General features: G+C 72.7%; 15 protein-coding genes and 3 pseudogenes. 9 read left to right on the forward strand and 9 right to left on the reverse strand.

Annotation, left to right across the window (positions count from 1 at the left end):
- Window positions 1-15: 15 nt before the first annotated feature.
- Window positions 16-972, reverse strand: coding sequence for a multicopper oxidase domain-containing protein (locus N8I84_RS03810; RefSeq protein ID WP_263228138.1), 957 nt, complete (start codon window positions 970-972; stop codon window positions 16-18).
- Window positions 973-1,157: 185 nt separating this feature from the next.
- On the opposite strand from N8I84_RS03810, the gene N8I84_RS03815 reads away from it, so the two are divergent.
- The gene (locus N8I84_RS03815; RefSeq protein ID WP_263228140.1) at window positions 1,158-3,683 is read left to right on the forward strand and encodes a ThuA domain-containing protein; all 2,526 of its coding nucleotides are present in this window, start codon (window positions 1,158-1,160) and stop codon (window positions 3,681-3,683) included.
- A gap of 47 nt (window positions 3,684-3,730) precedes the next feature.
- Window positions 3,731-5,884 (forward strand): OmpL47-type beta-barrel domain-containing protein, encoded by a 2,154-nt coding sequence (locus N8I84_RS03820; RefSeq protein ID WP_263234651.1) that lies wholly within the window; start codon window positions 3,731-3,733, stop codon window positions 5,882-5,884.
- A 102-nt stretch (window positions 5,885-5,986) separates the two neighbouring features.
- On the opposite strand, the gene N8I84_RS03825 is transcribed toward N8I84_RS03820, so the two are convergent.
- Window positions 5,987-7,561, reverse strand: coding sequence for a PP2C family protein-serine/threonine phosphatase (locus tag N8I84_RS03825; protein WP_263234652.1), 1,575 nt, complete (start codon window positions 7,559-7,561; stop codon window positions 5,987-5,989).
- Between the two features lies 1 nt (window position 7,562).
- Window positions 7,563-8,129: a methanogen output domain 1-containing protein gene (locus tag N8I84_RS03830; protein ID WP_263228142.1), complete on the reverse strand. Its 567-nt coding sequence runs from the start codon at window positions 8,127-8,129 to the stop codon at window positions 7,563-7,565.
- A gap of 589 nt (window positions 8,130-8,718) precedes the next feature.
- Between N8I84_RS03830 and N8I84_RS03835 the strand changes: the two genes are divergently transcribed.
- Entirely contained in the window at window positions 8,719-9,525 is an 807-nt protein-coding gene (locus tag N8I84_RS03835; RefSeq protein WP_263228144.1) for a helix-turn-helix transcriptional regulator, read from the forward strand.
- A 330-nt stretch (window positions 9,526-9,855) separates the two neighbouring features.
- Here the strand turns inward: N8I84_RS03835 and N8I84_RS03840 are convergent.
- The 5 genes and pseudogenes from N8I84_RS03840 to N8I84_RS03860 all read right to left on the reverse strand — a co-directional run bounded on the left by N8I84_RS03840 (window position 9,856) and on the right by N8I84_RS03860 (window position 17,188).
- Window positions 9,856-14,169 (reverse strand): annotated as a pseudogene (locus N8I84_RS03840) (HAD-IC family P-type ATPase).
- A 9-nt stretch (window positions 14,170-14,178) separates the two neighbouring features.
- Window positions 14,179-14,640: a hypothetical protein gene (locus N8I84_RS03845; RefSeq protein WP_263228146.1), complete on the reverse strand. Its 462-nt coding sequence runs from the start codon at window positions 14,638-14,640 to the stop codon at window positions 14,179-14,181.
- A 141-nt stretch (window positions 14,641-14,781) separates the two neighbouring features.
- Window positions 14,782-15,645, reverse strand: coding sequence for a LysR family transcriptional regulator (locus tag N8I84_RS03850; RefSeq protein WP_263228147.1), 864 nt, complete (start codon window positions 15,643-15,645; stop codon window positions 14,782-14,784).
- Window positions 15,646-15,875: 230 nt separating this feature from the next.
- Complete coding sequence (locus tag N8I84_RS03855; RefSeq protein ID WP_263228148.1) at window positions 15,876-16,832, reverse strand: sensor histidine kinase; 957 nt, start codon at window positions 16,830-16,832, stop codon at window positions 15,876-15,878.
- Window positions 16,829-17,188, reverse strand: coding sequence for an STAS domain-containing protein (locus N8I84_RS03860; RefSeq protein WP_263228150.1), 360 nt, complete (start codon window positions 17,186-17,188; stop codon window positions 16,829-16,831). Before N8I84_RS03860 ends, N8I84_RS03855 begins: the two co-directional genes overlap by 4 nt.
- A 553-nt stretch (window positions 17,189-17,741) precedes the next feature.
- Here N8I84_RS03860 and N8I84_RS03865 point away from each other — a divergent pair.
- From N8I84_RS03865 to N8I84_RS03875, 3 genes are all read left to right on the forward strand, one after another.
- On the forward strand, window positions 17,742-18,548 hold the full coding sequence (locus tag N8I84_RS03865; RefSeq protein WP_263228152.1) for an SGNH/GDSL hydrolase family protein: 807 nt from the start codon (window positions 17,742-17,744) through the stop codon (window positions 18,546-18,548).
- Window positions 18,549-19,401: 853 nt separating this feature from the next.
- Window positions 19,402-20,085, forward strand: coding sequence for a CGNR zinc finger domain-containing protein (locus N8I84_RS03870; protein WP_390898840.1), 684 nt, complete (start codon window positions 19,402-19,404; stop codon window positions 20,083-20,085).
- 55 nt (window positions 20,086-20,140) lie between these two features.
- Complete coding sequence (locus N8I84_RS03875) at window positions 20,141-20,584, forward strand: SPW repeat protein (protein WP_263228154.1); 444 nt, start codon at window positions 20,141-20,143, stop codon at window positions 20,582-20,584.
- Between the two features lie 126 nt (window positions 20,585-20,710).
- Here the strand turns inward: N8I84_RS03875 and N8I84_RS03880 are convergent, their stop codons facing one another.
- Complete coding sequence (locus N8I84_RS03880) at window positions 20,711-21,775, reverse strand: MGDG synthase family glycosyltransferase (RefSeq protein WP_263234653.1); 1,065 nt, start codon at window positions 21,773-21,775, stop codon at window positions 20,711-20,713.
- Window positions 21,776-22,151: 376 nt separating this feature from the next.
- Between N8I84_RS03880 and N8I84_RS03885 the strand changes: the two genes are divergently transcribed.
- The 3 genes and pseudogenes from N8I84_RS03885 to N8I84_RS03895 form a co-directional block, all read left to right on the forward strand.
- Window positions 22,152-23,003, forward strand: a complete 852-nt coding sequence (locus N8I84_RS03885) for an SDR family NAD(P)-dependent oxidoreductase (protein ID WP_263228156.1) — start codon at window positions 22,152-22,154, stop codon at window positions 23,001-23,003.
- 7 nt (window positions 23,004-23,010) lie between these two features.
- Window positions 23,011-23,972: pseudogene (locus N8I84_RS03890) on the forward strand (DMT family transporter).
- Window positions 23,973-24,127: 155 nt separating this feature from the next.
- Window positions 24,128-24,864, forward strand: a pseudogene (locus tag N8I84_RS03895) (polysaccharide deacetylase family protein); the annotation flags it as partial.
- Window positions 24,865-24,954 lie beyond the last annotated feature (90 nt).

Here is a 24,954-nt window from a genome sequence, read left to right on the forward strand (position 1 = left end):
ACACGGACCCCGGCGTCAGTGCGCGGGATCGTGGTCGTGCGGCTCGTACCCGGGGATCGTTCCGTCCGCCTTCTTCACCAGGAACAGCCCCACCATCCCCATGTCGGAGTGGCTCTGCACATGGCAGTGGTACATCCACGCGCCCGCTCCCACGCCCTCCCCCGCGACGACCTGGAAGCCGAAGGAGTCGGCCGGACCGACGATCTTGTTGTCGACGACCTGGCTCGGGTCGTCCGGCCCGGTGAGCAAGCCCGTGCGGTTGTCCGCCCAGCGATGACCGTGCAGGTGGAAGGTGTGGTAGTACTCGCCGTGCGTGATCATGACGAACTCCACCCGGTCGCCCACGGTGGCCTCGAAGTCGGGCCCGGAGTGCGGCTGCCGGTTGTTGATCGTCATGTCGTTGAAGACGATGGTGTACGTCCGGTCCGGCAGCACGTCTCCCCTGCGCCGGACGATCACCGGTCCGTAGAGGCCCTTGCGGATGCCGCCGGTGCCGTGTTCGGTGCCGACGACATGGTCGTGGTAGTGCCAATAGCCCGCGCTGCCCGACCGCCAGGTGCCGTCCTTGCGGCGGCCTGGTGCATGGGTGCGCCAGGTGTAGGTGCGGGTGCCGCCCGGTTCGACGTCGCTCCTGCTCAGCTTCGTTCCGTCGCTGGAGAACTCGTAGTTGAGGCCGTGGACGTGCAGACTGGCCGGTACGTCCATGGTGTTCTCGAACTCGATGTGCAGTGTGTCGCCCTCGTTGAGCTCGATCAGCGGGCCGGGAATCGTCGCCTTGCCCTTCTCCAAGCCATAGCCCATCTGCCCGTCGGCGAGCTTCTCGGCGTAGAGCTTGATGTGTTTCACCTCGCCCCCGGCCGGAGCCGTCCGGGCCGGGACGTCCGCCGCGGCGGACTGCGGCAGCAGGGACAACGATGTCGCGACGGCCGCGCCGCCCAGCAGCGCCCGCCGGTTGAAGCCGCGTCTGTCCATGCCGAACTCCCCACGTTGGTATGGAATGTGCGAAGACGTAGCTGTGATGAACCTGTGCGACGGTACCGGGCACGGCCCCGTTTATCCACAGTCAGGACAAAGTTCGATGCATCGCGGTCATACCTATTGGCGAACCACGCAAAGACGTCTAGCTTCCTTGGCGCTGTTGCTGCGACCGAGGAGGGATGGGTGACCACGTGCGCTTCACATCGCATCAAAGGCCCGGACTCTTACGCGGGTTGAGCACGAAGAGGACCACGAGCCGCCTCTGGGCGGGCTCCCTGACGGCCGGCGTCCTCGCCGCCGGCCTGCTGACGGCCCCCGCCGCCGACGCGCGTCCGGCCCCGGAGCCACACCTGACAACGATGTCGATCAAGTCGCCGCCGGGCGGCGCCAACGTGAGGGTGCTGCTCTTCCACGGATCCGCCGCGGCCGGGGACGAGTCCCCGGTCGTGAACGCCGGGATCGAGGCCATCGAACAGATCGGGCTGTCCGGCCCGGCGAACCAACGCTTCAAGGTCGAGGCCACGGACGACGCCGCGGTGTTCACCCAGGCGACCAGGCTGGGCCGTTACAACGCGATCGTGTTCCTGACCGGCGGCGGTGACGTCCTCGACCCCGAGCAGGAGGCCGGTCTCGAGGCGTACATGGAGGCCGGGGGCGGCTTCGTCGGCATCCACGACGCGGCCCGCGCGGAGCCGTACTCGGACTGGTTCACCGGTCTCATAGGTGCCCGCCCGGCCGCCGCCGGCCCGGCGAACGTCCAGCGGGCGACCGTCGAGGTCGGTGACCGGCGGCATCCGGCCGGCAAGGACCTGCCGCCCGAGTGGAAGCGGCCCGACCAGTGGCCGAACTGGGTGAAGAGCCCGTCCGGCGAGGTGCACACCGTGGCACGGGTGCGGGAGTCGACCTACCAGCCGGGGGCGAGCCGCAACGGCTGGGACCATCCGATCAGCTGGTGCCGGGACTACGACGGCGGACGCTCGTTCTACACCGGCATGGGCGGCACGGTGTCGTCCTACGACGAGACCGACTTCCGCACCCATCTGCGCGGCGCGCTGCTGTGGACGACCCGCCTGGTACAGGCCGACTGCAAGGCGACCATCACCGCGAACTACAAGGCGGAGCGCCTCACCCAGCCCAACCAGCCCGGGCAGAACGACCAGATCGGCGAGCCGCACGGCCTGGTCACCGCACCCGACGGCCGTGTGTTCTACATCGGCCGGGGAGGTGCCGACGCCTCCCGGCCCGTGATCACCGACTGGAACAACCCCGACGTCGGCAAGGGAAAGGGGCAGGTCCACATCTACGACCCGAAGACCGGAAAGGTCACGCTCGCGGGTGAGTTGACGGTCTTCGGCAACAAGGGCGGCGGCGACGAGCTGACCAAGGTCGAGGAGGGCCTGCTCGGCATCGAGCTCGACCCGAAGTTCGAGCAGAACGGCTGGGTGTATCTGCACTACACACCCCACTCGCGGATCAACCGCGACACGCACATGGCCGAGCGGCGCGTCTCCCGCTTCACACTGGATCCCGCCACCGACAAACTCGACCTGGGCAGCGAGAAGGTGCTGCTCAAGTGGCCGGTACAGATCCACAGTTGCTGCCACGCGGGCGGCGGGATGGCCTGGGACTCCAAGGGCAACCTGTACATCGCCACGGGAGACAACAACTCCAGCGGATTCAGCGGCGGTTACTCGGGCAACAACCCCCAGCCCGCCTACAAGGGAGTCTCCTTCGCGGACGCACGCCGTACCGCCGGCAACACCAACAACCTCAACGGCAAGATCCTGCGCATCCACCCGGAGTCCGACGGGACGTACACGATTCCCGAGGGGAACCTCTTCACCGGCGAGGAGACCGACGAGGGCGGCGGCAAGACGCGCGGCGAGATCTATGTGATGGGCGTGCGGAACCCGGCGCGCATCTTTGTCGACAAGTCGACCGACATCCTCTACGCGGGCTGGGTCGGTCCGGACGCCGGCCAGCCGTCGCCGACCTGGGGGCCGGCCAAGTACGACACGTTCGCGGTGATCACCAAGGCGGGCAACCGGGGCTGGCCGTACTGCATGGGCGACAAACAGCCCTACCGGGACCGCAACCTGCCCGATCCTTCGCAGCCGCTGGGCTGGTACGACTGCGACCACCCGAAGAACGAGTCCCCGAACAACGACGGCCTGGTCAATCTGCCACCCGTCACCGGCAACAACATCTGGTACTCACCGCAGGGCGGTGCACCGGACTACCCGCGCGACGCGAACGGCGTCCCCTCCTACAAGCAGGAGGAGGCCACCTACCGGCTGCCCTGGCTCAAGGGCGGTGGCCAGGCGGCGATGAACGGACCGGTGTACCGGTACGACGCGACGAACGCGAGCGAGAAGAAGTGGCCCGCGTACTGGGACGGCAAGTGGTTCGTCGGTGACTTCTACGACGCCGACCAGCCCCGCAACGCGGTGCTCATGGATCCGAGGACACAGGGGGACGGCGGTCTGCCCGTGCACTCGGAGTCGCTGAAGAAGATCGTGCCGACCGGCAACGACGGCATCAAGAACCTCATGGACTGGAAGTTCGGTCCGGACGGCGCGCTGTACGTCCTCGACTACGGCCGCGGCTTCTTCACCTCGGACTCCAAGTCGGCACTGTGGCGGATCACCTACACCGGCGGCGGACCGACGCCTGCCGCCGACCAGTTGGCGAGGAGGACCGAGTGACACGGCAGTCGAGACTCTGGGCCGCGCTGCTGGCCGCACTGCTCACGATGCTCGGCCTGCAGACGACGTCCGCAGCCGGGCAGACGGCCGGACGGTCCGAGGCCCGGGCCGCCGAGCAGGTGCTGACCTGGACGGCCGGCGACGACATCACGAAGTACGCCTCGGCGCCCACGACGGCGCAGGCAGGACCGGCGACGATCGTCTTCGAGAACAGTGCGGCGACCGGGAACACCACCGGCATGCCGCACACGCTGACGTTCGTGACCAACGACCCCGAGTACAACAGCGACGTCCAGCTCAACATCCTGGCCAACCCGAACGACGACATGGGCGGCCGCCACACGGCGCAGGTCACGCTCACACCCGGCCGGTACTTCTACCACTGCACGATCCCCGGCCACGGACAGATGCAGGGTGTCCTGGTGGTCACCGAGGGCGGAGGCGCGGACACGACACCGCCCGAGACCTCCGCGCAGGTGACCGGCACGCGCAACGCTCAGGGCGAGTACGTCGGCTCGGCGACAGTCGCGATCGGCGCCACCGACGAGGGCAGCGGCGTCGACCGGATCGAGTACGCGATCGGGGACGCGGGCGCCTGGCAGCCGTACACCGCTCCGGTCGTCGTCGACCAGGTCGGCGGCCACAAGGTCCGCCACCGTGCCCTGGACAAGGCGGGCAACATCTCGGCGGAGAAGAGCGTCGAATTCTCCGTCGTCGCGCCGCCTTCCGACGACACGGCGCCTCCGGAGACCTCGGCCACGGTCAGCGGCGAGCGGAACGCCGACGGGGCGTACATCGACATGGCCACCGTCACCGTCACCGCCTCGGACACCGGCTCCGGGGTCGACGCGATCGAGTACGCCGTCGCCTCGGGCGCCTGGCAGCCGTACACCGGTCCCGTGATGGTGCACCAGCTCGGCACCCACACCGTGCGCTACCGCGCCACCGACAAGGCGGGCAACGTCTCCGCCGAGAAGAGCGTGGAGTTCACGGTCGTCGCGGCGCCGCCGCAGGACACCACCCCTCCGGTGACCGGCGTGACCGTCGAGGGCACGAAGAACTCCGACGGAGCCTATGTCGGCAGCGCCAAGGTGACGGTGAGCGCGACGGACGCGGGCGGCTCGGGCGTGGCGAGCGTGGAGTACTCGCTCGACGGCGGGCCCTACCTCGCGTACACCGCGCCCGTGGTGGTCGACCGCGTGGGCGCGCACACCATCGCCTACCGGGCGAGCGACAAGGCGGGCAACACCTCCGAACCGCGGACGGTGAGCCTCACCGTCGTGGCCGGAGGCGGGGTTCCCGCACCCGACTGCCCCGAGTACGACGACCGGTTGACGGTGATCGTCGGCACGGTCGACTCGGGCGTGCCGAACCGGGTCACGAACAACCGGTGCCGGATCAACGAGCTGATCGAGGACGAGAAGGAGTGGACGTCCCACACGCTGTTCCTGAAGCACGTGAGGACCGTCCTGGACGGGCTCCTCGACGAAGGCGTCATCGACAAGCGCGAGTACAACGCGATCCAGCGGGCCGCCCGTCAGTCCGGCATCGGCACGCCGGGGCAGACGGAGGGCTACCGCAAGATCTTCGACGGCACCGCGGAGTCCTTCGCCAAGTGGGAGCAGGTGGGCGGCGGTTCGTTCGCCCTCAACGCCGACGGGTCGATCACCAGCGGCACCGGCGAATCGGGCCTCGGCATGCTCTGGTTCCCGCAGCGCAAGTACGGCGACTTCTCGCTGAAGCTCCAGTGGCGTGACGACGCTCCCGGCACTGGGAACGCCAACTCCGGGGTGTTCGTCCGCTTCCCGTGGGTGCACGACCACCCGGAGGAGCCACGGCCCGAGTGGGTCGCCATCAAGTACGGGCACGAGGTGCAGGTGCTCGACTCGCCCACCGGCGACATGTACAAGACGGGCTCGATCTACGGCTTCGACCGGGTGGGGCTCGCCGGGGCCGGCGTCACGCAGAAGGGCACCTGGAACGACTACGAGATCCGCGTGGTCGACCAGCACTATTCGGTCTACCGCAACGGGGTGCTGATCAACGAGTTCGACAACACCGGCGGCCAGGCCTTCTACCCGCCGCGCTCGGACGATCCGGGCACGGACGGGCGGCGGTTCGCCTCCGGCTACATCGGACTGCAGGTGCACAGCACGACGGATGTGATCTCCTACCGGGACATCCGCGTCAAGGAGCTGTAGGCGGCTCCCCGCACACCCGGTTCGGCTGTACCCGCCCGGGGCCTCACGGCATCACCGGATGCACGGGCGGGTACGGCAGGCGTGCGTGCGGCCGCATGCGCTTCAGCCGGCGGACGACGACGGGAACTGCACGGCGAGCAGGGCCCTGTCGTCGGGCATCTCCGTGTCGGGCTGCTGGTGGAGCATCAGGGAACAGATGCCCTCGGCGTCGAGACCCGCGGTCGAGCGGGCTGTCTGAAGGAGCTGAGCCAGGCCGACGTCCAGGCTCTGGCCGCGCCGCTCGATGAGACCGTCGGTGTAGAACACGAGGGTGGTGCCTGTCGGGACGGTTGTCTCCGCCTGCGGGTAGTCGGTGAACGGGACAGGGCCGAGCGGTGGGGCGAGCGCGCCCTCGAGGTACCGGCTCGATCCGTCGGCGTGGATGAGCAGGGGCGGAGGGTGGCCGGCCCGGGAGTAACGCAGGGTGCGGGTGCGGCGGTCGTAGGCGGCGTAGCAGGCCGTGGCCATCAGGCCGTGGTGGTAGGTGCCCAGGAAGTCGTTGAGCTCCGCCAGGACCGCGGGCGGACGGGTGCCGCTGCGCCGGGCGATGCTGCGCAGCACGGTGGTGGTCTGGGCCATGGCGGTGGCCTCGGCGATGCCGTGGCCTGCGATGTCGCCGATGGTGAGGCCCACGGTTTCGCCGTCGAGGATGTGGACGTCGTACCAGTCGCCGCCGACGTCGACGAGCTGGGTGCCGGGGGCGTATCCGCCGGCGATGTCCAGGCCCTCGACGGATGGCAGGTTGGGCAGCAGGCTGCGCTGGAGGCGTTCGGCGAGCCGGTGTTCGTGCTCGAAGAGTCCCGCCCTGCGCACCGCCTGGGCGATCTGCTGGCCGATGGCGACGGTGTGCTCGGCGTCCTGCTCGGCGCCCGGAGCGTAGTGGATGACCAGGGTGCCGAGGGTGACACCCTCGGTCTCAAGCGGCAGACGCTGCTCGGCCTCGTACGCGGGCGCGGAGACCGGTGCCGTGTGCAGCCGGTCGAGATCCACCCAGGGGGCCGTGGTCACGGGCAGTGTGTCGGCCGGGCCGAGGGACGGCACGATGCGCCGCGGGTGCAGCTCGAGCGTCACGTCCGCGGCGTCGAGGGCCTGGGGTGCGCACTTGTACACGGCGTCGCAGACGTCCGTGAGGGTGGCGGCGGCCGCCAAGGCCGCCGTGAGCCGGTACAGGCGCTGCATCCGCGCGCGGGCCCGTTGCTCGGCGCGCAGCAGCTGGTCCCGCTGCTGGGCGATGGCGTGCCGGTAGGCCATCTGCTGGTTCAGCAGGCTGACGCGCTGGCTGAGCGCCACGAAGCGGTCGCTGACGTCGAGCCGGGACAGGTGCAGTTGGACGGCCGGCTCGGGACCTTTCCACCAGGTGGCCCGGCCTCCGTGGCAACGCAGGCGCACCGGGACCCCGGCACTGTCGCGCACGGTCATGACGCCCGGCAGCGGGGATCCGCTGCGCGCCCACTGTGCCATCCGCCGGAACAGGTCGGCGGGGTCCAGCACCAGGTCCGCGAGTTCCGCTTCGGGACGGAGCGTGTCCACCGTACGGGTCGTGGCCGGATTGGCGGCCACCACTCGACCGGAGGCGGTGCAGACCACGACGGCGTGCGGAAGAACCCTGGACATGGCCTGGAACATCGCCAGGTTCATCTCAGCCACGCGTTCCGGTCCCTGCGTCGACCGCCTCCTCTTCGACGGACGCAGCGTCGCCGAAGTACTCGCGGCCCGGTTCCACGCCCAGGTCGAGTTCGGGTTCGAGGTGCACCACGACGCGGCAGCCGGTGGCGCCGCGGGCGATGGTCTCCTCCAGTTCGACGCGTGCGTATCCGAGGTTCTGCGCGGCGATGGTGCCGAAGACGTTGGACGTCATCATGCACATCGACTCCCGCCCGAGCACCTTCTCCGCGAACGGGCAGCTGCGGCTGCCCAGGACGATCCGGTGCTCGTCCTGGGAGATGAGATAGAAGTCGCCCTCGATGCGCTGTTTGAGGTCGACCAGCACGTCGGCGACCTGTTCGCGGGTCAGCTGCGGCAGGCCGATGGCCTCGGTGTAGGCCTCGTTGATCTGCAGTCCCACCGACTGGCCGACCAGGCTGATGTAGCCGGAGGCCTCCTCCAGTCCGACCACGGACTCCAGAGACGTCGCCAGCTCGCGGACCAGTCCCCGCATGAACACGTCCCGGTCCAGATCCACACGGGCATCCTTGGCCAGGTTCACGACGGCCCCTCCTTATCGCGGAGTACCGTGCGCACGGCCGGCGCGGATGTCGACTGACAGGCCCATCTGTCATCACACGGTCTGTTCGTGAGCATAGCGCCCCGATCACCGACGCACGATCCCCCGATTCCGGGCCCCGCCGTGTACCGGCGTTGACACCGGTACGGCGCGGCAGCCTGCGCCCGGACCGGTCGCAGAAGCCGCCGGATGTCGCCGCGGACCTGCTAGAAGCCGCCGGCCGCCGCGTGCGGGGCGTCCACGACGTGGCGGGCCCCGGGCTCCCGCCATCGCGCGCGGTGGGGTGGGCAGGGGCCGGGGAGTTGCCGGGATCGCGGCAGCCGTGCGGGCCGGCGTTCCCCTATGCCGCCGGCACGCACGGACTCTGGTGGGCCACTCGCGATCGACCCCATGAGGCGGATCAGGCACCCCCCGGTCGCCTGATCCCCTCCGCCGCACCGCCCGGTGCCCGTGGGCCTGAGTGCGTCCGGGAACGTCGATGTCGCTTGCGTTGGAGTGTGGATCAGCGAGGGGGCGCACCGGTATGGGTAGAACTGCGTACGACGAACGGTCGGATGAGCGGAGAGGTCACATGGCACAGAGGCTGGACGCGGCCTACGAACGCATGCTGTCGGTGGCCACGGCGGCGCTCCACGAACGCGAACCCGCACGGCTGTGGCCCCTGATGGCCGCCACGCTGCCTGATGTGTGCGGCGGCGAGGTCCTGATCTACAAGCTGGACGACTGGAGCGAGAGCGCGGGCACGGTCGGTGCGGCGCCCGAGGCGGCGTCGGCGTTGGACGTGCTCGACGACGAGGCCCTGGGGCTTCTGCGCACCGGGTTCCCGTTCGCGGGGCATTACGCGAACGATCGCGACCGAGCGCCGGTCACAGCCGGCCGGGTGCTCGGAGCCGCCTGGTCCGCGAGCGCGACCGCCCGTCTGGTCGACGATGCGCTGGACATGGACCACGTGCTGGCGATCCCGCTGCCCGAGGCGACCACTCCCGTCACCGGGTGTCTCGTCTACCGCGCGGGAACGGACTTCACCGACGACCAGCTCCGCTTCGCCCACCAGGTGCAGCCCCTGCTGGCGGCCGTCGACCAGCAGCGGCAACTCCTGGAAAGCTGGCAGCGACTCGTCGCGCCGGGCGCTGCGCAGGACGTGGCCGCGGACTGTGATCTCACTCCCCGGGAGACAGCCGTCCTGCTGCTGCTCACCGAGGCGCTGACCGCCGCCGCCATCGGCCGCCGCCTCGGCATATCCGACCGGACGGTGCACAAGCACATCCAGAACGTCTACCGCAAACTGGGCACCCGGGACCGCATCAGCACCGTGCTCCGCGCCCAGCAACTCGGCCTCGTCCCCGCCCCGAACCCGCCCCACCGCCGGCGCGGCTAGGGTCTTTCGTTGGGATCAGGCCGGATCAGGGAGCGGGGTCTGGTGCCGTGCATCGCAAGGCGGAGGAGGGCGCCATGGCGGAGCCATGGCAACCGACGACAACGCGGCGAGGTGCGGCACCAGGTCCCGCGAGCCCGGCATGATCCAAACGAGAGGCCCTAGGCCGCCGAGCCCGGCAACTCCTTCTTGATGCCGGCCCGGGTCCGGCGGTGTGTAGCCGGGCCCGGGTTCCGGTGAGGCGATCCGTGGAGTCGACGGCGGGCGCGGGTCCCCGGAGGGCCGGCCTCTTCGGGCATCCCCCGCGCACCTCGCCCCGCCGGCCGTCGGCCGTCAGCCCTGTCCCGTCGGCAGCAGTCGGGCGATGGCCGGTTCCAGTCGGGGCAACGCCCGTTGGCCCATCAGCGCCAGAGCGATCGCCGCGGCGACGCCTGCCCAGGCGAACGGTCCGAGCGGAGTACAGCCGAACAGACGGCTGACGCCCGGCGTCTGGATGAGGGCGACGAGTGCGACGGCCGAGCCGAGGGCCGTGACGCGGACCAGCGGGCTGTCGCGGCGGTCGGCCAGGGTCTGGGCGAGCTGGGTGCCGACCACCCCGCACAGGGCCATCGTGCCGGCGCGGCGAGCGCTGCCCAAGGTGAAGCGGCCGATCAGCCAGGCCGCCACCGCACCCAGGCACGTGGTCAGCGCGCGATGGCGGATCTGCCGGATCAGGGGCGCCCCGAGGGCCCGTGGCACCCCGTCCACGGACGCGGCGCCTTCCCCCTGCCCGTCGGGCTCCTGCCGCTGCGGGGTCACCGCCACCGCCATGGCCGGGAACAGGTCCGTGAACAGGTTCACCAGCAGCATCTGACGCGTACTCAGCGGTGCGGTCCCCGACAGCAGGGTGCCGATGACGCCGAAGCCGATCTCGCCGGCGTTCCCGCCGATCAGGATGGCGACGGCGTCGGCGACGCTGCGCCACAGGGCGCGGCCCTCGCGGACCGCCTCGACCAGGACGGTCAGATCGTCGTCGGTGAGCACCAGGTCGGCGGCGTTGCGGGCGGCGGCCGATCCGCGGGCGCTGATGCCCACGCCGACGTCGGCGGCGCGGATCGCCGCGGCGTCGTTGGCGCCGTCGCCCACCATCCCGACCACCCGGCCGGCGTCCCGCAGGGCCTCGACGACCTGGAGCTTCTGCTCCGGCGCGACCCTGGCCACGACGCCCGCGTCGGCCAGCATCCGGACCCTCACCGACCTGTCCACGGCGGCCAGTTCGTCCCCGGTGACCACGACCGTGTCCTCGGGCCAGCCCAGTTCGGTCGCGATCGCCCGGGCGGTCTGCGGATGGTCACCGGTCAGCATGACCGGCCGTACGCCGGCGTCCCGCAGACCGCGTACCAGGGCCGTGGACGTCTCGCGCGGCGCGTCGGAGAGCGCCAGCAGACCGGCGAACTCCAGCCGGTCCAGCGGTCGTTCGATGACGTCGGACTCCTTCTCGCCCTCGCCCAGGGTGCGCCTGGCCACCGCCAGGACACGCAGGCCCTCGCCGGCGAGCGTCCGGGCCGTGGCGGACGCGTGGTCCGGCAGTGCGGAGCAGGCGGGCAGGACGGTCTCCGGGGCGCCCTTGACCACGAGCGTGCGCGAGCCGTCCGCGGCGCGGCCGACCGCCGCGGCATATCCGCGGGCCGCCTCGAACGGCAGGCCCTCGGCCTGCTCCCACTGCGGGTCGGCATCCGCCGCGTCCAGGACGGCGGCGTCGGTGGCGTGCACCGGACGCTCGGAGCCGCCGTTCAGGCGGGGGCAGGCACGCGCCGCGTCCCGTACGACGCCCGCGACCGCCGCCTCCGCCACCCCGTGGACCGTCCCGTCGGCGTCGGCGACACGGGTCAGGCGCAGCCGGTTCTGCGTGAGGGTTCCGGTCTTGTCGAAGCAGACCGTGTCCATCCGGCCCAGGGCCTCCAGCGTGCGCGGGGTGCGCACCAGGACGCCGCGGTGGCCGAGCCGTCGGGCGGCAGCGAGCTGCGCGACCGTGGCCACCAGGGGCAGACCCTCGGGCACGGCGGCCACGGCGACGGCCACGCCGCCACTGACCGCCTCCCGGACGGGCGTGCCGCGCAGCAGCGCCAGTCCGGTCACCGCCGCTCCGCCGCCCAGGGTGAGCGGGAGTGCCTTGCGGGTGAGTTCCTGCAGCCTGGCCTGCACCCCGGCGGAGGGCGGGGTGCGCGCGGCGAGCGTCACGGCGCGGGCCGCCTCGGTGCTCTCGCCGGTCTGCACCACGACGGCCCGCGCGTGTCCGGCCACCACGGTGGTGCCCTCGAAGACCATGCAACTGCGGTCGGCGACAGGGGCGCCCGGGGTCGGATCGACCTGCTTGACGACCGGCAGGGACTCCCCGGTCAGCGCGGACTCGTCGACCTCGAGGCCGTCCTCCCGGAGCAGGCGGGCGTCGGCGGGCACGACGTCGTCCGCCTTGAGCTCGATCACGTCGCCGGGCATGAGCCGGGCGGCGTCCACCGTCCGCGCGGGTTCGGCCGCGTCCTTGTGCGCGGGTGCGACGCGTGCCTTCTGCTTCTGCTCGGCGAGCAGGCCGGACAGCGCCCGTTCGGCGCGCAGCCGCTGGATGCCGCCGACCAGCGCGTTCAGGTCCAGCGCGCCGACGACGAGCGCCGCGTCGACGACGGAGCCGAGGATCGCGGAGGCGGCGGAGCCGACCGCCAGGACCGGCGTGAGCGGATCGTCGAGTTCGCCGCGCACCGCCCGGGCGAGCTGGAAGGTCCAGCGCGCCGGGGCCAGGGCGGGCGACCGTCCGGCGGTGCGCGTCGCCTTGCGCAGCCGGGCCGTGACGTGGTCGACCGGGTCCGGTTCGCGGGCCCGTTCGGTTGCCAGCCGGGCCTGTGCCTCGTGAGGCGGCAGTTCGTGCCAGGGCACGCGCGGGCGGGGTGCGGCGCGCGGGCCGCCGCGACGCCCAGCGCCGCCCGCGCCCCGGACGCCAGGGCCGTCGCCGCGCTCACGTCGACCGGGACGTGCCGCAGGCCGGGCAGCAGACCGCGCCGCCCCCGGCCGCCCTTGGACTCGCCTACGGCCACCAGCAGACCGGAGAGCGCGGCACCGGAGCGGGCCAGGGTCTGCGCGCGGCGGCCGACGGCGCGGGACGCGGGGACCGCGACCAGCAGCCGCCGCACGTCGGCCAGGCCGTGCACGGCCAGGACGTCCGCTCCCCATACGACGGCGGCGTCCCGGTCGGTGAGGGCGACGGCGACGTCGCCGGCGAGCAGCCCGGCCAGGACGGTGCGTTCGTCGGCCGAGTCCAGCCGGGCGACCGTGACGACGCCGCCGGAGTCGCCGCGCAGCCCGTGCACCACGTCGTCCAGGGGACGCCGTGCGTCCACGACCTGGTCGGCGAGGCCGGTGAACTCCTCCAGTGCGGGGTCGTCCACCATCACGACGCGCAGCCCGGCCCGGCGCGCCGCGTCCAGTACCGCCTCCGCCCAGGGGTCCGCCTCGCCGCTCTCGGTGCGCAGCGCGCTCGGGTGCAGCACCACCGTGCCGGCCGTCTCGAGTTGCCGCAGCCGCTGCGGGTCGCGCACCAGCACGCCTTCCCGTGACAGCGCGCCGCTCAGGACGGCTTGGAAGGCGGCGGGTCCGTAGCGCGCGGCCTTCGGCGATCCGGCCAGCACCGCCTCGGCGGCCTCGTTGAGATCGCGCTTGACGAGCAGCGTCACCGCGGCTCCGACCAGGCTGCCGGTGGAGGCGCGGGAGGCGTACTCCTGGGCGGCGCCGTGCGCAGCGGCGGGCGCGGAGCCTCGCTCGGGGGCACGCTGACCCGCTCGGGCGTGCACAGCTCGTCGTGGACCGCGTCGAAGGCGGCGGCGCGTGCCACCGTCTCCGCCAACTGGCACGACCGCAGCGCTCCGTCCAGCACCAGGGACGTGGGTGTCTGGCCGGCTCCGTGTGCGGCCGCGTTCGCCCAGGCCAGCGCCAGGTCCATCCCGGTGCGGCCGAGCCGGGCCCGCAGCAGGTCGCGGAAGCGCGGGTTCTCCCGCAGCAGTGTCACGGCCGCGGTCACCAGGCGCGGCGACGGCGGCAGGTGCAGCGACGACCCGATCACCGCGGCCGCGGTGCCGCCACGTCGGCCGCCAGCGCGGCCGCGGCGGCCCGTACCCCTGCGGGCCCGGCCGGATGCGGGAACTCCTCCGGCAGGTCGTCCGCCCGGACGAGGCCGTGGCGTTCCGCGAGGCCGGTCGCGTCCTCCACCACACGGTCGGTGACCGCCTCCTCGGTCGCGGCGACCACCAGGCGGGCCAACCCACCGTCCCAGTATGCGAAGGCCACGTCCGGGTGATCCGCCAGCGCCGCGGCCACCCGGCGCGCCCTCGTGGCGATTCCGTCCGCCCGCCGCTCCTCCCCTGGAACCGCCTGCCGCAACGCGAGATGCGCCCGTGTGCCGGACCGCCACGGGCGGGGGCGGCCCGGCAGCGCGTGCCGGACGACGCATGCGACACGGACCGCGGCGTCCGCGCCCCGCACCCCCGCCCGTGCCGTCTGGGCCACGGTGCCCGCGGCCGCGCCCACCGCGGTCGGGGCCGACCGTTCGAACAGGTGGACCGCCGCCGGCACGATACGTCCGGCGGTGGCGGAAGACCTCGTCAGCAGCGTAAGGACCATGACGCGCCCTCAGCCGGTGGTACGGCCGCGGCGCGTGCCGGAGCCGGCGCGTCCGGAGGATGCCGAAGGGTTCTTCGAGGGCGCGGGCTCGAGCGCCTTGGACGTGGGTTTCTTCGCCCGGGACGTCCTTGGCCGGGTTGCGGTGGAGGTGGTCCCCTCGCTCTCGGACACCTGGCCCGGGCCCTGCCCGGATGCCTTCGGCCGGGGCTGCGTGAGCCAGGCCACCGCCGCGCCGGTGACGGCGACGGGCCACTCGACCAGGCCCACGGCGCCGGGCACTCCGGCCCCGGCGTAGACCGCCGGGTGCCGCCCCCGCGGCGACACGGCGCCCACCTTCTCGAGTGTTCCCTCGGCCGCCCTGCCCACCATCCCGGCGCCGGGAAGCCGGCCCAGGACCGAGGCCGCGTCGCGCACCGGCCGGGCAACGGCCCTCAGCGGCGTCGGCAGGGACGACGACTTCTGCTCCGCCATGACTCACCTCATCCGTGGTGACATCGCCTTCTTGCGGGGCCCGGGTTCCCGCGTCGACGCCCGCCATCCCCAGGTCTTGGTCATGGGTGAGGTGCGCAGCAGCGCGGGAACGGGCTGGGTGAGCGGCAGCGGGGCGGCAGGTCAGGTGATGTGCCGCAGCAGCGCGGCGACGGCGGGAGGCGTCTGTCCCTGCGGCTGGACGACTCTCACCGTCCACGCCGGTGCCTGTCCGGCGAACGGGCGTACCGGCAGATCGGGGAATCGGGAGGCGAGCGACGGGGGCATGATGCACACGCCCAAGCCGTGCCGGACCAGGTCGGTCGCCGCCAGCACGTCGTTCACCTCGAAGGTGGTGGCGCGTTCGAGCGAGGCCGACCGGAAGGCCTTGTCGACCTCGTGCCGGATCGCCCAGCCCGGGGGGAAGTCCACCAGCGGCAGGCGGGCCGCTTCGGACAGGGTCACCGGCCGCAGGACCGGCGGGGCCCCGGTCGCCGGCCCTGTCACCAGGACCATGTCCTCCTGGGCCAGCAACCGGGTTGTGAGGCCCCGCAACTGCGGTGCGTCGAGGGCGACGACGGCCAGGTCCACGCTGCCGTCGCGCAGCGTCTGCGGGATGTCGCCGACGGGTGCCTGACGCAGCCTGACCGTCACCGCGGGGTACTCGCGGTGGAAGTCGGCCAGTGCCTGGGCAAGACCGGTGAACAAGCCCTGCATCACACCGACGGTGATCTCGCCGCGCAGTGCGTCCTTGAAGGGGTCGACGGCCGTACGGGCCTGTTGGGCGGCCTGCAGGGTGGCTCGGGCGGCCGGCAGGAAGGCCTCTCCGGCGGGGGTCAGCGACACCCGGTGGGTGGTGCGGTGGAACAGCGGTGTCCCCAGCTCGCGCTCCAGGGACTGCACCGTGGTGGACACCGCGGACTGCACCACGTGCAACCGCCGTGCCGCCGCGCTGAACCCGCCTTCTTCGGCGACCGCGACAGCGACCTCCATCTGCCGAAGATCCATGGCCGCCTCCTCCCGTATCAACCCGCTCGGTCCCTCGTTCGCTCAGCCCTCGGGGACAACCGTCATGTCAGGCACCGTGCCGCGCGGGTCACCATCATCGGAGCACCGTATCGGCCGCCGAACGGCTGCCGCCCGGGCCGCGGCCGGGATGCCGGTCCGGTACGGCTTCCCCCCGTACCGCTGCGGTGTGACGCAGGGTCAGTTCCGATGCTCGGTGAGCCTCGTCGGTCTCAGTGAGACTCGTGGGCGTACTTCCCGGTGGCGAGATAGATGCGGGTGGTCGTGCCGGCCGGGCCGGTGTGCAGGCGGACCAGGTCGGCGAGGATGTTCACCAGCAGCAGGCCCCGGCCGCCGGGCCGGGCACCGGGCGGAGGGATGCGTCCGGCCAGCGGATCGGTGTGCACCCCGGCGTCGTCGACCTCGCACACCAACTGCCGGGCCTCCGCCCACAGGCGCAGGGTGCCCCGGCCACCGCCGTGCACCACGCTGTTCGTGGTCAGCTCGGCCACCATCAGCTCCAGGTCCGCCATCCGGTCCTTCGCCAGTCCCAGCAGTGCCGCCCGCTCGGTGGCGAAGCGGCGGGCTACGGGCAGTGCGGCGGCGTCGAAGGGGAACTCGACGGCGCCGAACGGCGCGGGAGGCAGGGGCTGGTTGTACCGGCTGACGACCTGCTCGGGCGCGTAGGCGCCGCTGGCGCGCTCCTGGCCGCGTTCGATGACCGTCGGGTGGGTGGCGTGCGCGTCGGCGAGCACCGCGGAATCCAGCCGGGAGGTGTCGTACGGGCACAGGATGCTCACGGCCCGGCCCCGGAAGGCCGCGTTGATCAGGGCCTCGTGCTGCACACACGCGGGGTACTCCGTCGCGGTGCGTCCGGCCCAGATGGGCTCTCCGATGATCCGTACCCGGCCCGTGGGGTGGGCGTCCGCGAAGCCGCGCAGCACCCGGGGGATGATCCGCCCCGGATTGCGCCCGGCCTCGGTCATGTCCAGGAACTGCACGGCCTCGGCCTGTTCGCCGAGAGCGTCCCGCAGCAGACGCAGATTGTCGCCCGGCACGGCCACTGCCACCGGCTCCCCGGCGGCCAGCCCTTCCTGCACGAACGACACGGTGCCGGCCAGGTACTCGTCGCGGCCGGAGTAGAACAGGGCGGGATGCCAGAACCGGTCGTCCACCGTCGTACCAGTCATGACTGCGCCACCTCGATCACCGACAGCTCGGGCCAGAACAACTCCAGCGTTCGACTCAGGCTCGCCGGGGGCTGCCACAGCACGATGCGCCGCCCCTCGCCCAGAGCCCGGGCCGCCGCCGCGAGCGTGGCAGCGCCGCGGACGTCGATGAAGGTGACCGCGGACAGCTCCAGATGGCACACCGGCTCGTCCCCGTCCACGAGTTCCTCCAGCAGTCGCTCCCACACCGGCTGCGTCGCCAGGCTGATTTCACCCACCGCCCGCATCCCGGCCCGGTCCCGTAGCGGGCCGCCCTTCAACGCGGCCGTCGGCAAGGGCTGGGGGGCCGCCCGCCGCGTGCCTTGTGGTGTGTCCATCTCTCCACCTCGTGCGGCTGCTCCGGAACCCAGCCAGTATGGCCTACGGCCGAGCGAGGCCACGCGGCGGCACCTCACGGGCGGGCACACGGCACGGGCCGGAACAGTCACGGCGGCGCTTGTCATGGCCGGTCTCCGGGCCGGGCACGTCGTCGACCGGGGCACCGGGAGCGGCTGTCACCGCTGCCTCCCGGCCGATGGCGGGCGCCGGTCAGCCGAGTGCCCGGTGGGCGACCGTGCCGACCGCCCCGGCCGGCGGGCCGTTGGTCACGGACCGCACACCAAGTACCGCCCCGTGGTCCGAGCGAGGTGGTGAGCGGACAGACCCTTCGAGTTCCCCGGGGACGGCACACAAACGCCGCCGCTCGAGTGACGGCTGATCGGGTGCCGTCCGTGGGCGGGGGTCCGCGCGCCGCCGGGGGCATCAGCGCCGGTACGAGGCCCGTGCCGTACGACCGGGCCCCCCGAGCACGGGTGCGGCCGCCTCTCAACAGGGACGAACGTCGCCGACGGCAGCGCAGCGGGGCCCGGTGCGCGGTGGTAAGCGGAATGCATGAGACCCTCGCGTATCGCCGCCCGTCTGTGCTCACTTCTCACCGCCGTCTGCAGCCTGACCGCGACTCCCACGGCACACGCCGCACCTCGGGAGTACGCCACCGGGTACGTCGCCCTCGGCGACTCCTACTCCGCCGGTGTCGGCGCCGGCAGCTATCTCGCCTCCAGCACCGACTGTCTGCGCAGCAGCCACTCCTTCCCCGCGCTGTGGGCCGCGGCCCACGCCCCGTCCAGCTTCGACTTCACCGCCTGCAACGGCGCCCGCGCCCTCGACGTGCTGAGCCGCCAGCTCGGGTCGCTCAACGCCCGCACCGGGCTGGTCAGCATCACCGTCGGCGGCAGTGACGCCGGCTTCGGCCATGTGATGACGACCTGTGTGCTGCACGGCACGGGGACCTGCCTCGACGCCGTCAAGGAAGCGCTCGACCGCGTCGACAACACCCTCCCCGGCGACCTCGACCGCCTCTACGCCGCAATCCGGGCCAAAGCCCCCCACGCCCATGTCGTCGTCCTCGGCTACCCGCACCTGTACCAGCTCAACGGCAGCTGCAAGGCGGGGCTGGCGGACACCACCCGCTCCGCGATCAACGGCGCTGTCGACCGCCTCGACAAGGTCATCGACGAACGGGCCACACACCACGGGTTCACCTACGTCGACGTCACCGGCGCCTTCACCGGCCACGAGATCTGCTCCACCGCCCCCTGGCTCCACAGCGTCAGCTGGCTTGCCCCGACCGAGTCGTACCACCCGACCGAGCGGGGGCAGTCCCAGGCCTACCTCCCCGCCCTGAACCGCACCGCCTGAACCTCGGTCGCATCACGCCGTACTCCGCACGCCGCGGTGATCGCCCAGAAGGTCGTCGCGGCGAGGATCTCGACGCCGGCCGCGAGTGCCGAGGTGCCCGGGGGGGCCAGGTGGCGGCGGACCCGGCAAGTGCCGCGCCGAGGGCGAATCCGGTGAGCTTCAGGCCGGCTCCCAGGGTGAAGACCTGCCCGCGCAGGTCTTCTGGGGTCTCCTGGTGGCGCACTGCGAACAGGGCGGTGAGCCCTGCCTCTTCACCGGCTCCGGCCAGCAGGACGGCGGCGAGGAGTGCGGCCGGTCCCCCCGTCGCGGCCAGTAGCAGCGCGGCGGCCTGGACGAGGGCGCCGGCCCACAGGACGGCGTCCGGCGCGCGAGAACGCGGAAACCGCGCGAGTGCGGCGTTGGCCGTCAGGGCGGAGACGGCCGCGCAGGCGAGCAGCATCGTGCCCTGGCCCGCACCGCCGAGGACGCGTTCACCGAGGAGCGGAAGACAGACCGTCAGCGTGCCTTGTCCCAGGCAGGAGACGACCGAGGTGAGGGTTGCACGGGCCGGGCGGGGGGCGCGGACGACGAACCGCACTCCGGCCAGGAGGTCGCGGACGACGGAAGGCCGCCTCGAAGCCCTGCGCCTGCCGACCGCTCACGGGCAGCCTCCACGCGGCCGGTACGGCCAGGGCCATGAGCACCGACGAGACGGCCACCGAGGCCGACGCTCCGAACACCTGTGCGGCGCCGCCGGTCGGGGCGGGACCGAGCAGGCCGGCCAGGCCGAAGGTAATCGCATCGAGCGCGTTGGCCCGCAAGAGGTTGTCGCCTGGCACCGCTCGGGGCAGTTGAGCCGTCCAGCCGCCCGACAGTGCCGGTCCCGGAAGACCCGTCAGCACGGCGATCAGCACACAGACGACGAGCGGAAGACGGCCGATCCCCGCCAGGAGCAGGGTCGACCCGCCACTCCGTCCTCACCACGGCGCGGCGCACCGCCGCCCTCGTCAACGTCCTCGCCGACGAGGTGACCGACCCCGCCGAAGTCGCCGCGGTACTGCGCGACTTCGGCGAGACGGGCCCCATCGACCTCACTCCTCAGGACGTCGCCCAGATGCGGGCGGCGGCCGCGCTGCTGCGGCAGGTCTTCGCCGCCGACCGGGTCGACGAGGCGGCCGGGGCCCTCAACGGCCTCCTGCGACGGCACACCGGACCGGTCCGCCTCACGTCGCACGGGGGTGGCGCCCCCTGGCACCCCCACCTCGACCATGACGACGACGCCCCGTGGGCCGAATGGCTCCTCGCCTCGTCCTGCATGGCCCTCACCGTGCTGGTCTGGGACCACCAACGCCCGCCCGGCAGGATCTGCGCGTCATCCGGCTGCCGGAACGTCTTCATCACACAGGGCAGCGGTCCGGAGCGCCGCTACTGCTCGCGCCGCTGCGCGACCCGCGAACGGGTAGCAGCGCACCGGCGCTCCCAGCCCGCCGCCGCGCGGAGGGCGCAGTACGGAGATGACGCGACCGCGAATGACGCAAAACTGGGTAAATCCACCTGAATGGGGGAACTGGTGTATGTAAGGAAAAAATCAATCCTCCTGGAGAGGTACAGCGATGTCGTATCCGCAGCAGTCCGGAATGGGCGCGCATCCCGATGTAGCGGAGATGCGGGAACGGCTCGAGCGCACCGCGGCCAGCGGCCCGGCCATCGCCGTTGAGGGGGCGATACTCCTGGCGGGTGTCTACGCCGCGATATCGCCCTGGGTCGTGCACTTTTCCGGTACGCCCTTCATCACCGTCAACAACCTGATCGTCGGCCTCACCGTCGGCCTGATCGGGCTCTGTATGACGCTGGTGCCGGAGCGCATGCTCCGCCTGGCGTGGGTGGTTGCCCCGCTCGGTGTGTGGCTCATCATCTCGCCCTGGGTGGTCACCGCCACGCACAGCGCGCGGGCCGGCATCATCGCGAACAACGTCGCGGTGGGTGCGGTGACGGCTGCGCTGGGCCTGGCAGCCATGGGCCTGACCATCGGTGTCGCGCGCCGCGGGCCTCAGTGAGACGGCGGCACGGCAAGCCGATGGGGAGCGTGCCGGGCGCAGGTGACTCGTGCACACCGGCACGCTTCGGGGCGTCTGGGCCCACGGCGCACGACGGACGGTCCGGTCGCTGCCCGCCGGGGCCCCTCACACGGGTGAGGCGTCGCACAGCTCCATCACCCGCGTCAGGACGTCCGCGCGGAACAGCGTGCGGGCGTGAGCGACGCGGAGGTCCCGGTCGGGACCGGGGGTCGCGAGGCGGTTGAGCGCAACGAGCAGCTCGGACTCCGTCTCGGCCACCTCCGTCAGGCCGAGCGCGGCCATCCGGTGGACGCCTTCCTCACCGTGGCCCGGCAGGGGGCGGTATCCCACCACCGGCAGGCCCGCGGCAAGGGCCTGTACAGCGGTCTGGCCTGCGGCGTTGTCCACCAGGGCGCCGGCCGCAGGCATCAGGTCGGGCATGTCGGCGACCCAGCCGAGCGCGAGAACGCCCGGGATCTCGGCGAGGCGCTCGCGGAGCACGTCGTTGCGGCCGCACAGCACGACCGGGAGAAAGCCCTGTGCGGCCAGCAGTCCGGCGGTGGCGGAGAGATGTGAGCCCGCTCCCCAGGCGCCCGCGGAGAGGATCACCGGGGGCCGGCCCGGAGCGAACCGGGCGAAGCGGCTGGACCACTGCGCGGCAGCCGGACCCGGGGTGAGGAACTCGGGGGCGACGGCCGGCCCGGTCGTCTCGGCGGGGACGGCGATGTCCTCGCGTACCTCACGGGCAGCCTCGTCGGTGAGGCAGAAGTAGCGGTCGTTGCCCGGATGGAGCCACTGCCGGTGCACCGCGAAGTCGATCAGGAACACGGCGCTCGGCACCCGCAGCCGGCCCCGGGACCTGAGGTGGCCGGTCAGTTGTGCCGCCAGGTGGAAAACGGGGAGGACGACATCCGCGCCCGTACGGTCCACGAGGTCCGTCAGGCGGCTGCCCGCGAGGCGGGCCAGGGGGACGCCGCTGGGGCGGCGGCCGGGGCCCCGACGCAGGAACGTGCGGTAGAGGAAGGCGTACGCCCACGGGAAGTGCCGAACCGAGGACTGGTAGAAGCGGCGCAGACCCGTGCCCAGGCCGTACGGCAGGAGGGCGAGGACGTCGACGACGTCCGCCTGGTGGCCGCGCTCCCGTGCGCGCCTCGCGAGTTCCCCGGCGACCGTGTCGTGCCCGGCTCCCATGCTCGCGCTCACGATCAGGATCCGCCGGGAGCCCTCAGGGGACGGGTCTGGGGCCGCAGAGGCGGTGAACGGTCCCGTCGAACGGGCTACTTCGTCCGCCGGGCGGCGGGCAGGGGTCATGGCCGCTCGCGTCGCTCGCCGTCGAGGTACGGGGGAAAATGCACGCACTGGTACTGATTGTCCCTGGCCGCACTTTCCAAACACGCACCTGTTGCGGGTTTCGGGGTGTGGCGAGCGGGATACTCACCGTCCGCTTCGTCCGCTTCAACCCTCTCAGCGCAGGAGTGCTCGAAGCTCAGGAGCACCCGACCAAAAGCCGTCGCCACCCGTCCGTCCGTCCGGTGTTCGCCGTCGCAGCCGAGCCGAGGTCGCCGCCATGTCCCATGCTCCCTCACCTCCTCGATCAGTCCCCGCCCTCTCCGAGGACGCTCCGTCGCCCGCCGCGGGCGCCGCGTCCCGACACACCGGTGGCCGGGGGGCCCACCCGGGCACGGCACTGGTGACCGGCGCGTCCTCCGGCATCGGGGCCGCCGTCGCGCGCCGGCTGGCCGCCGAGGGCGGCTGGCGACTGGTGCTGAACGGGCGGGACGCGACCCGCCTCGCGCAGGTCGCCGAACGGGCAGCGGCGACCGGTTACCCGGCGGATCTCACCCGCCCCGGAGCCGGCCGGCAGCTGACCGAGTTCACCCTCGAGCGGATGGGCCGCGTCGACCTGCTGGTGGCGTGCGCCGGGATCGGCTGGGCCGGCGAGTTCAGCAGCATGCCCCCACGCGCCATCGACGAGGTGATCGACGTCGATCTGCTCGCCACTCTGCATCTGGTACGGCAGCTCGTCCCCCACATGGTCCAAGCGGGCTCCGGGCGTGTGGTGATCGTCGGATCGCTGGCGGGCGCGGTCGGCGTGCGAGGTGAAGCCGTCTACTCCGCGGCCAAGGCGGCGCTGGCGGCTTTCGCCGACGCCCTGCGCTACGAACTGCGCGGCACCGGGGTGCGGGTCAGCCTCGTGGTCCCCGGCGTGGTGGACACCCCCTTCTTCGAGCGCCGGGGTGCGCCCTACCGCAGGTCCCGGCCGAGGCCGGTGCCGCCCGAGCGGGTGGCGGACGCCGTCTGGTGCGCGGTGAGCCGGGGCCGGGACGAGGTGTACGTGCCCCGCTGGCTGCGGCTGCCCGCCCGGATCCGTGGTGCGGCGCCCTGCCTGTACCGGCGGCTCGCCGCCACGTTCGGATGAGCGGCGGGTGAGCGCTCTCACCGTCGTACTCGCGCTGCTCACGGCGCTGTCCAACGCATCGGCCTCCGTGCTGCAACGACGTGCGGCGACGGACGAACCCGGGGGCGGCCGCGGGGTGCGACAGGCGGTGCGCTGGCTCGGTCATGTACTGCGGCGGCCGTACTGGCTGGCGGGGACCGGGCTGCTGGCGCTGTCGACCGTGTTCCAGGCGGCCGCGCTGGCCGTGGGCAGCCTGGCCGTCGTACAGCCCCTGCTGGCCACCGAGTTGCTGTTCACCCTGGCCGTCGGCGGCCTCGTCTTCCGCGCTCCCCCGAGTCGGCGCACCTGGCTGGCCTTCACCGCCCTCGCCGCCGGCCTGGCGCTGTTCCTGGGCGTCGCAGCGCCCTCCCCGGCCGGACCACGGCCCTGCCGGGGCGCTGGCTTCCGGCGGGGGTGGCCGTGGTGTGCGCCGTGGTGGCTCTTGTCGTCTCGGCCCGTGCGGTGCGGGGGGCGCCGCGGGCCGCGCTCCTGGGGCTTGCGAGCGCGGTGTCGTTCGCCGCCACGGCAGCGCTGCTGAAGGAGGTCATGGGACGGCTCCCGCAGGGCGTGGGGGCCGTGCTGACGCAGTGGCCGCCGTACGTGACGGCGCTGATCGGCGTGGTCAGCTTCTTGCTGTTGCAGAGCGCGTTCCGGGCCGGGTCGCTGACGGCGTCGCAGCCGGCTCTGACCCTCGGGGACGCGATGGTCAGTGTGGCGCTGGGATCGGCGCTTTTCGACGAGCAGATCGCGCTCGGGGTGCGGGTGCTGCCCGAGGTGCTCGGCTTCGCGCTCATCGGTGCGGGCAGTATCGGACTGGCGGGCGCCCCGTGGGCCGGCGGCGCCTGGGACACGGCACCGAACGGCCGGGACGGTCCGGGTCCCGAGGCCCGGGAGCGGGCGCCGGGGAGGCCTTCGGCCGGTGGACCGGACCGCGACCGGCCGGGCCTGTGACGACGATTCCGGTCCACGGCGGTCTCGATCCGTGCCAGTCCCGATCCACGCCGACCCCGCTCCATGACGGTCCCGCCCCGACGACGCCCCGTCCCCACGACGGCCCGGCACCCGGCGAAGCCCCGGGTTCCTGAAGACAAGGAGGCAGTTGCCCTATGACTCGTCCTCACGGTCCCTCCGCCGGCGGACGCGCGGCGGCTCTCCTGGCGCCGGTCGCGACGGTCGCGGCCGTGCACATCGGCCCCGCCGCCACCTGGCTGCCCGGCCTGCGGCGCCGCTTCCTCCCCGGGCTCGCCGGGGTGGGTCGCCCCGACCACATCGCGCTCACCTTCGACGACGGGCCCGATCCCGGCTCCACGCCGCACTTCCTCGACGCGCTGGACGACCTCGGCGTCCGGGCGACGTTCTTCGTGCTGGGCGAGAACGTGGTGCGCTACCCGGCGGTGGCGCGGGAGATCGCGGAGCGCGGGCATGAGCTCGCCGTGCACGGCTGGAGCCACGACCGGCCCTGGCTGCCGTCCCCCGCCCGCGACACGGCGGACCTGGTCCGGACGGTGGACACGGTCCACGACGCGGCGGGCCGCCGCCCCGGTGGTACCGGCCGCCGTACGGGATCCTCACGTCGGGACGCTGGGCGGCGGCCCGGCGGGTCGGCCTGCGGCCGGTGCTGTGGACGGCCTGGGGCAAGGACTGGACGGCCGACGCCACGCCCGCGTCCGTACGCGCCACGGCCGGTGCGGAGTTGCGGGGTGGCGGCACCCTTCTGCTGCACGACTCGGACCATGCCGCGGCGGTCGGCTGCTGGCGTGCCACGCTCGGGGCGCTGCCCGGCATCGTGGACGACTGCCGGGAGGCGGGACTGTCGGTCGGGCCGCTGGGCGAGCACGGTGTGGAAGCCGACGCGGAGGAGACCGCGGCGCGGGAGGCGGCGGGGGCGGCCGCGGCGCCTGACATCCGCCGAGGAAGGAACCGGACCGCGGTC

This window comes from Streptomyces cynarae (assembly GCF_025642135.1).
Taxonomy (GTDB): domain Bacteria; phylum Actinomycetota; class Actinomycetes; order Streptomycetales; family Streptomycetaceae; genus Streptomyces; species Streptomyces cynarae.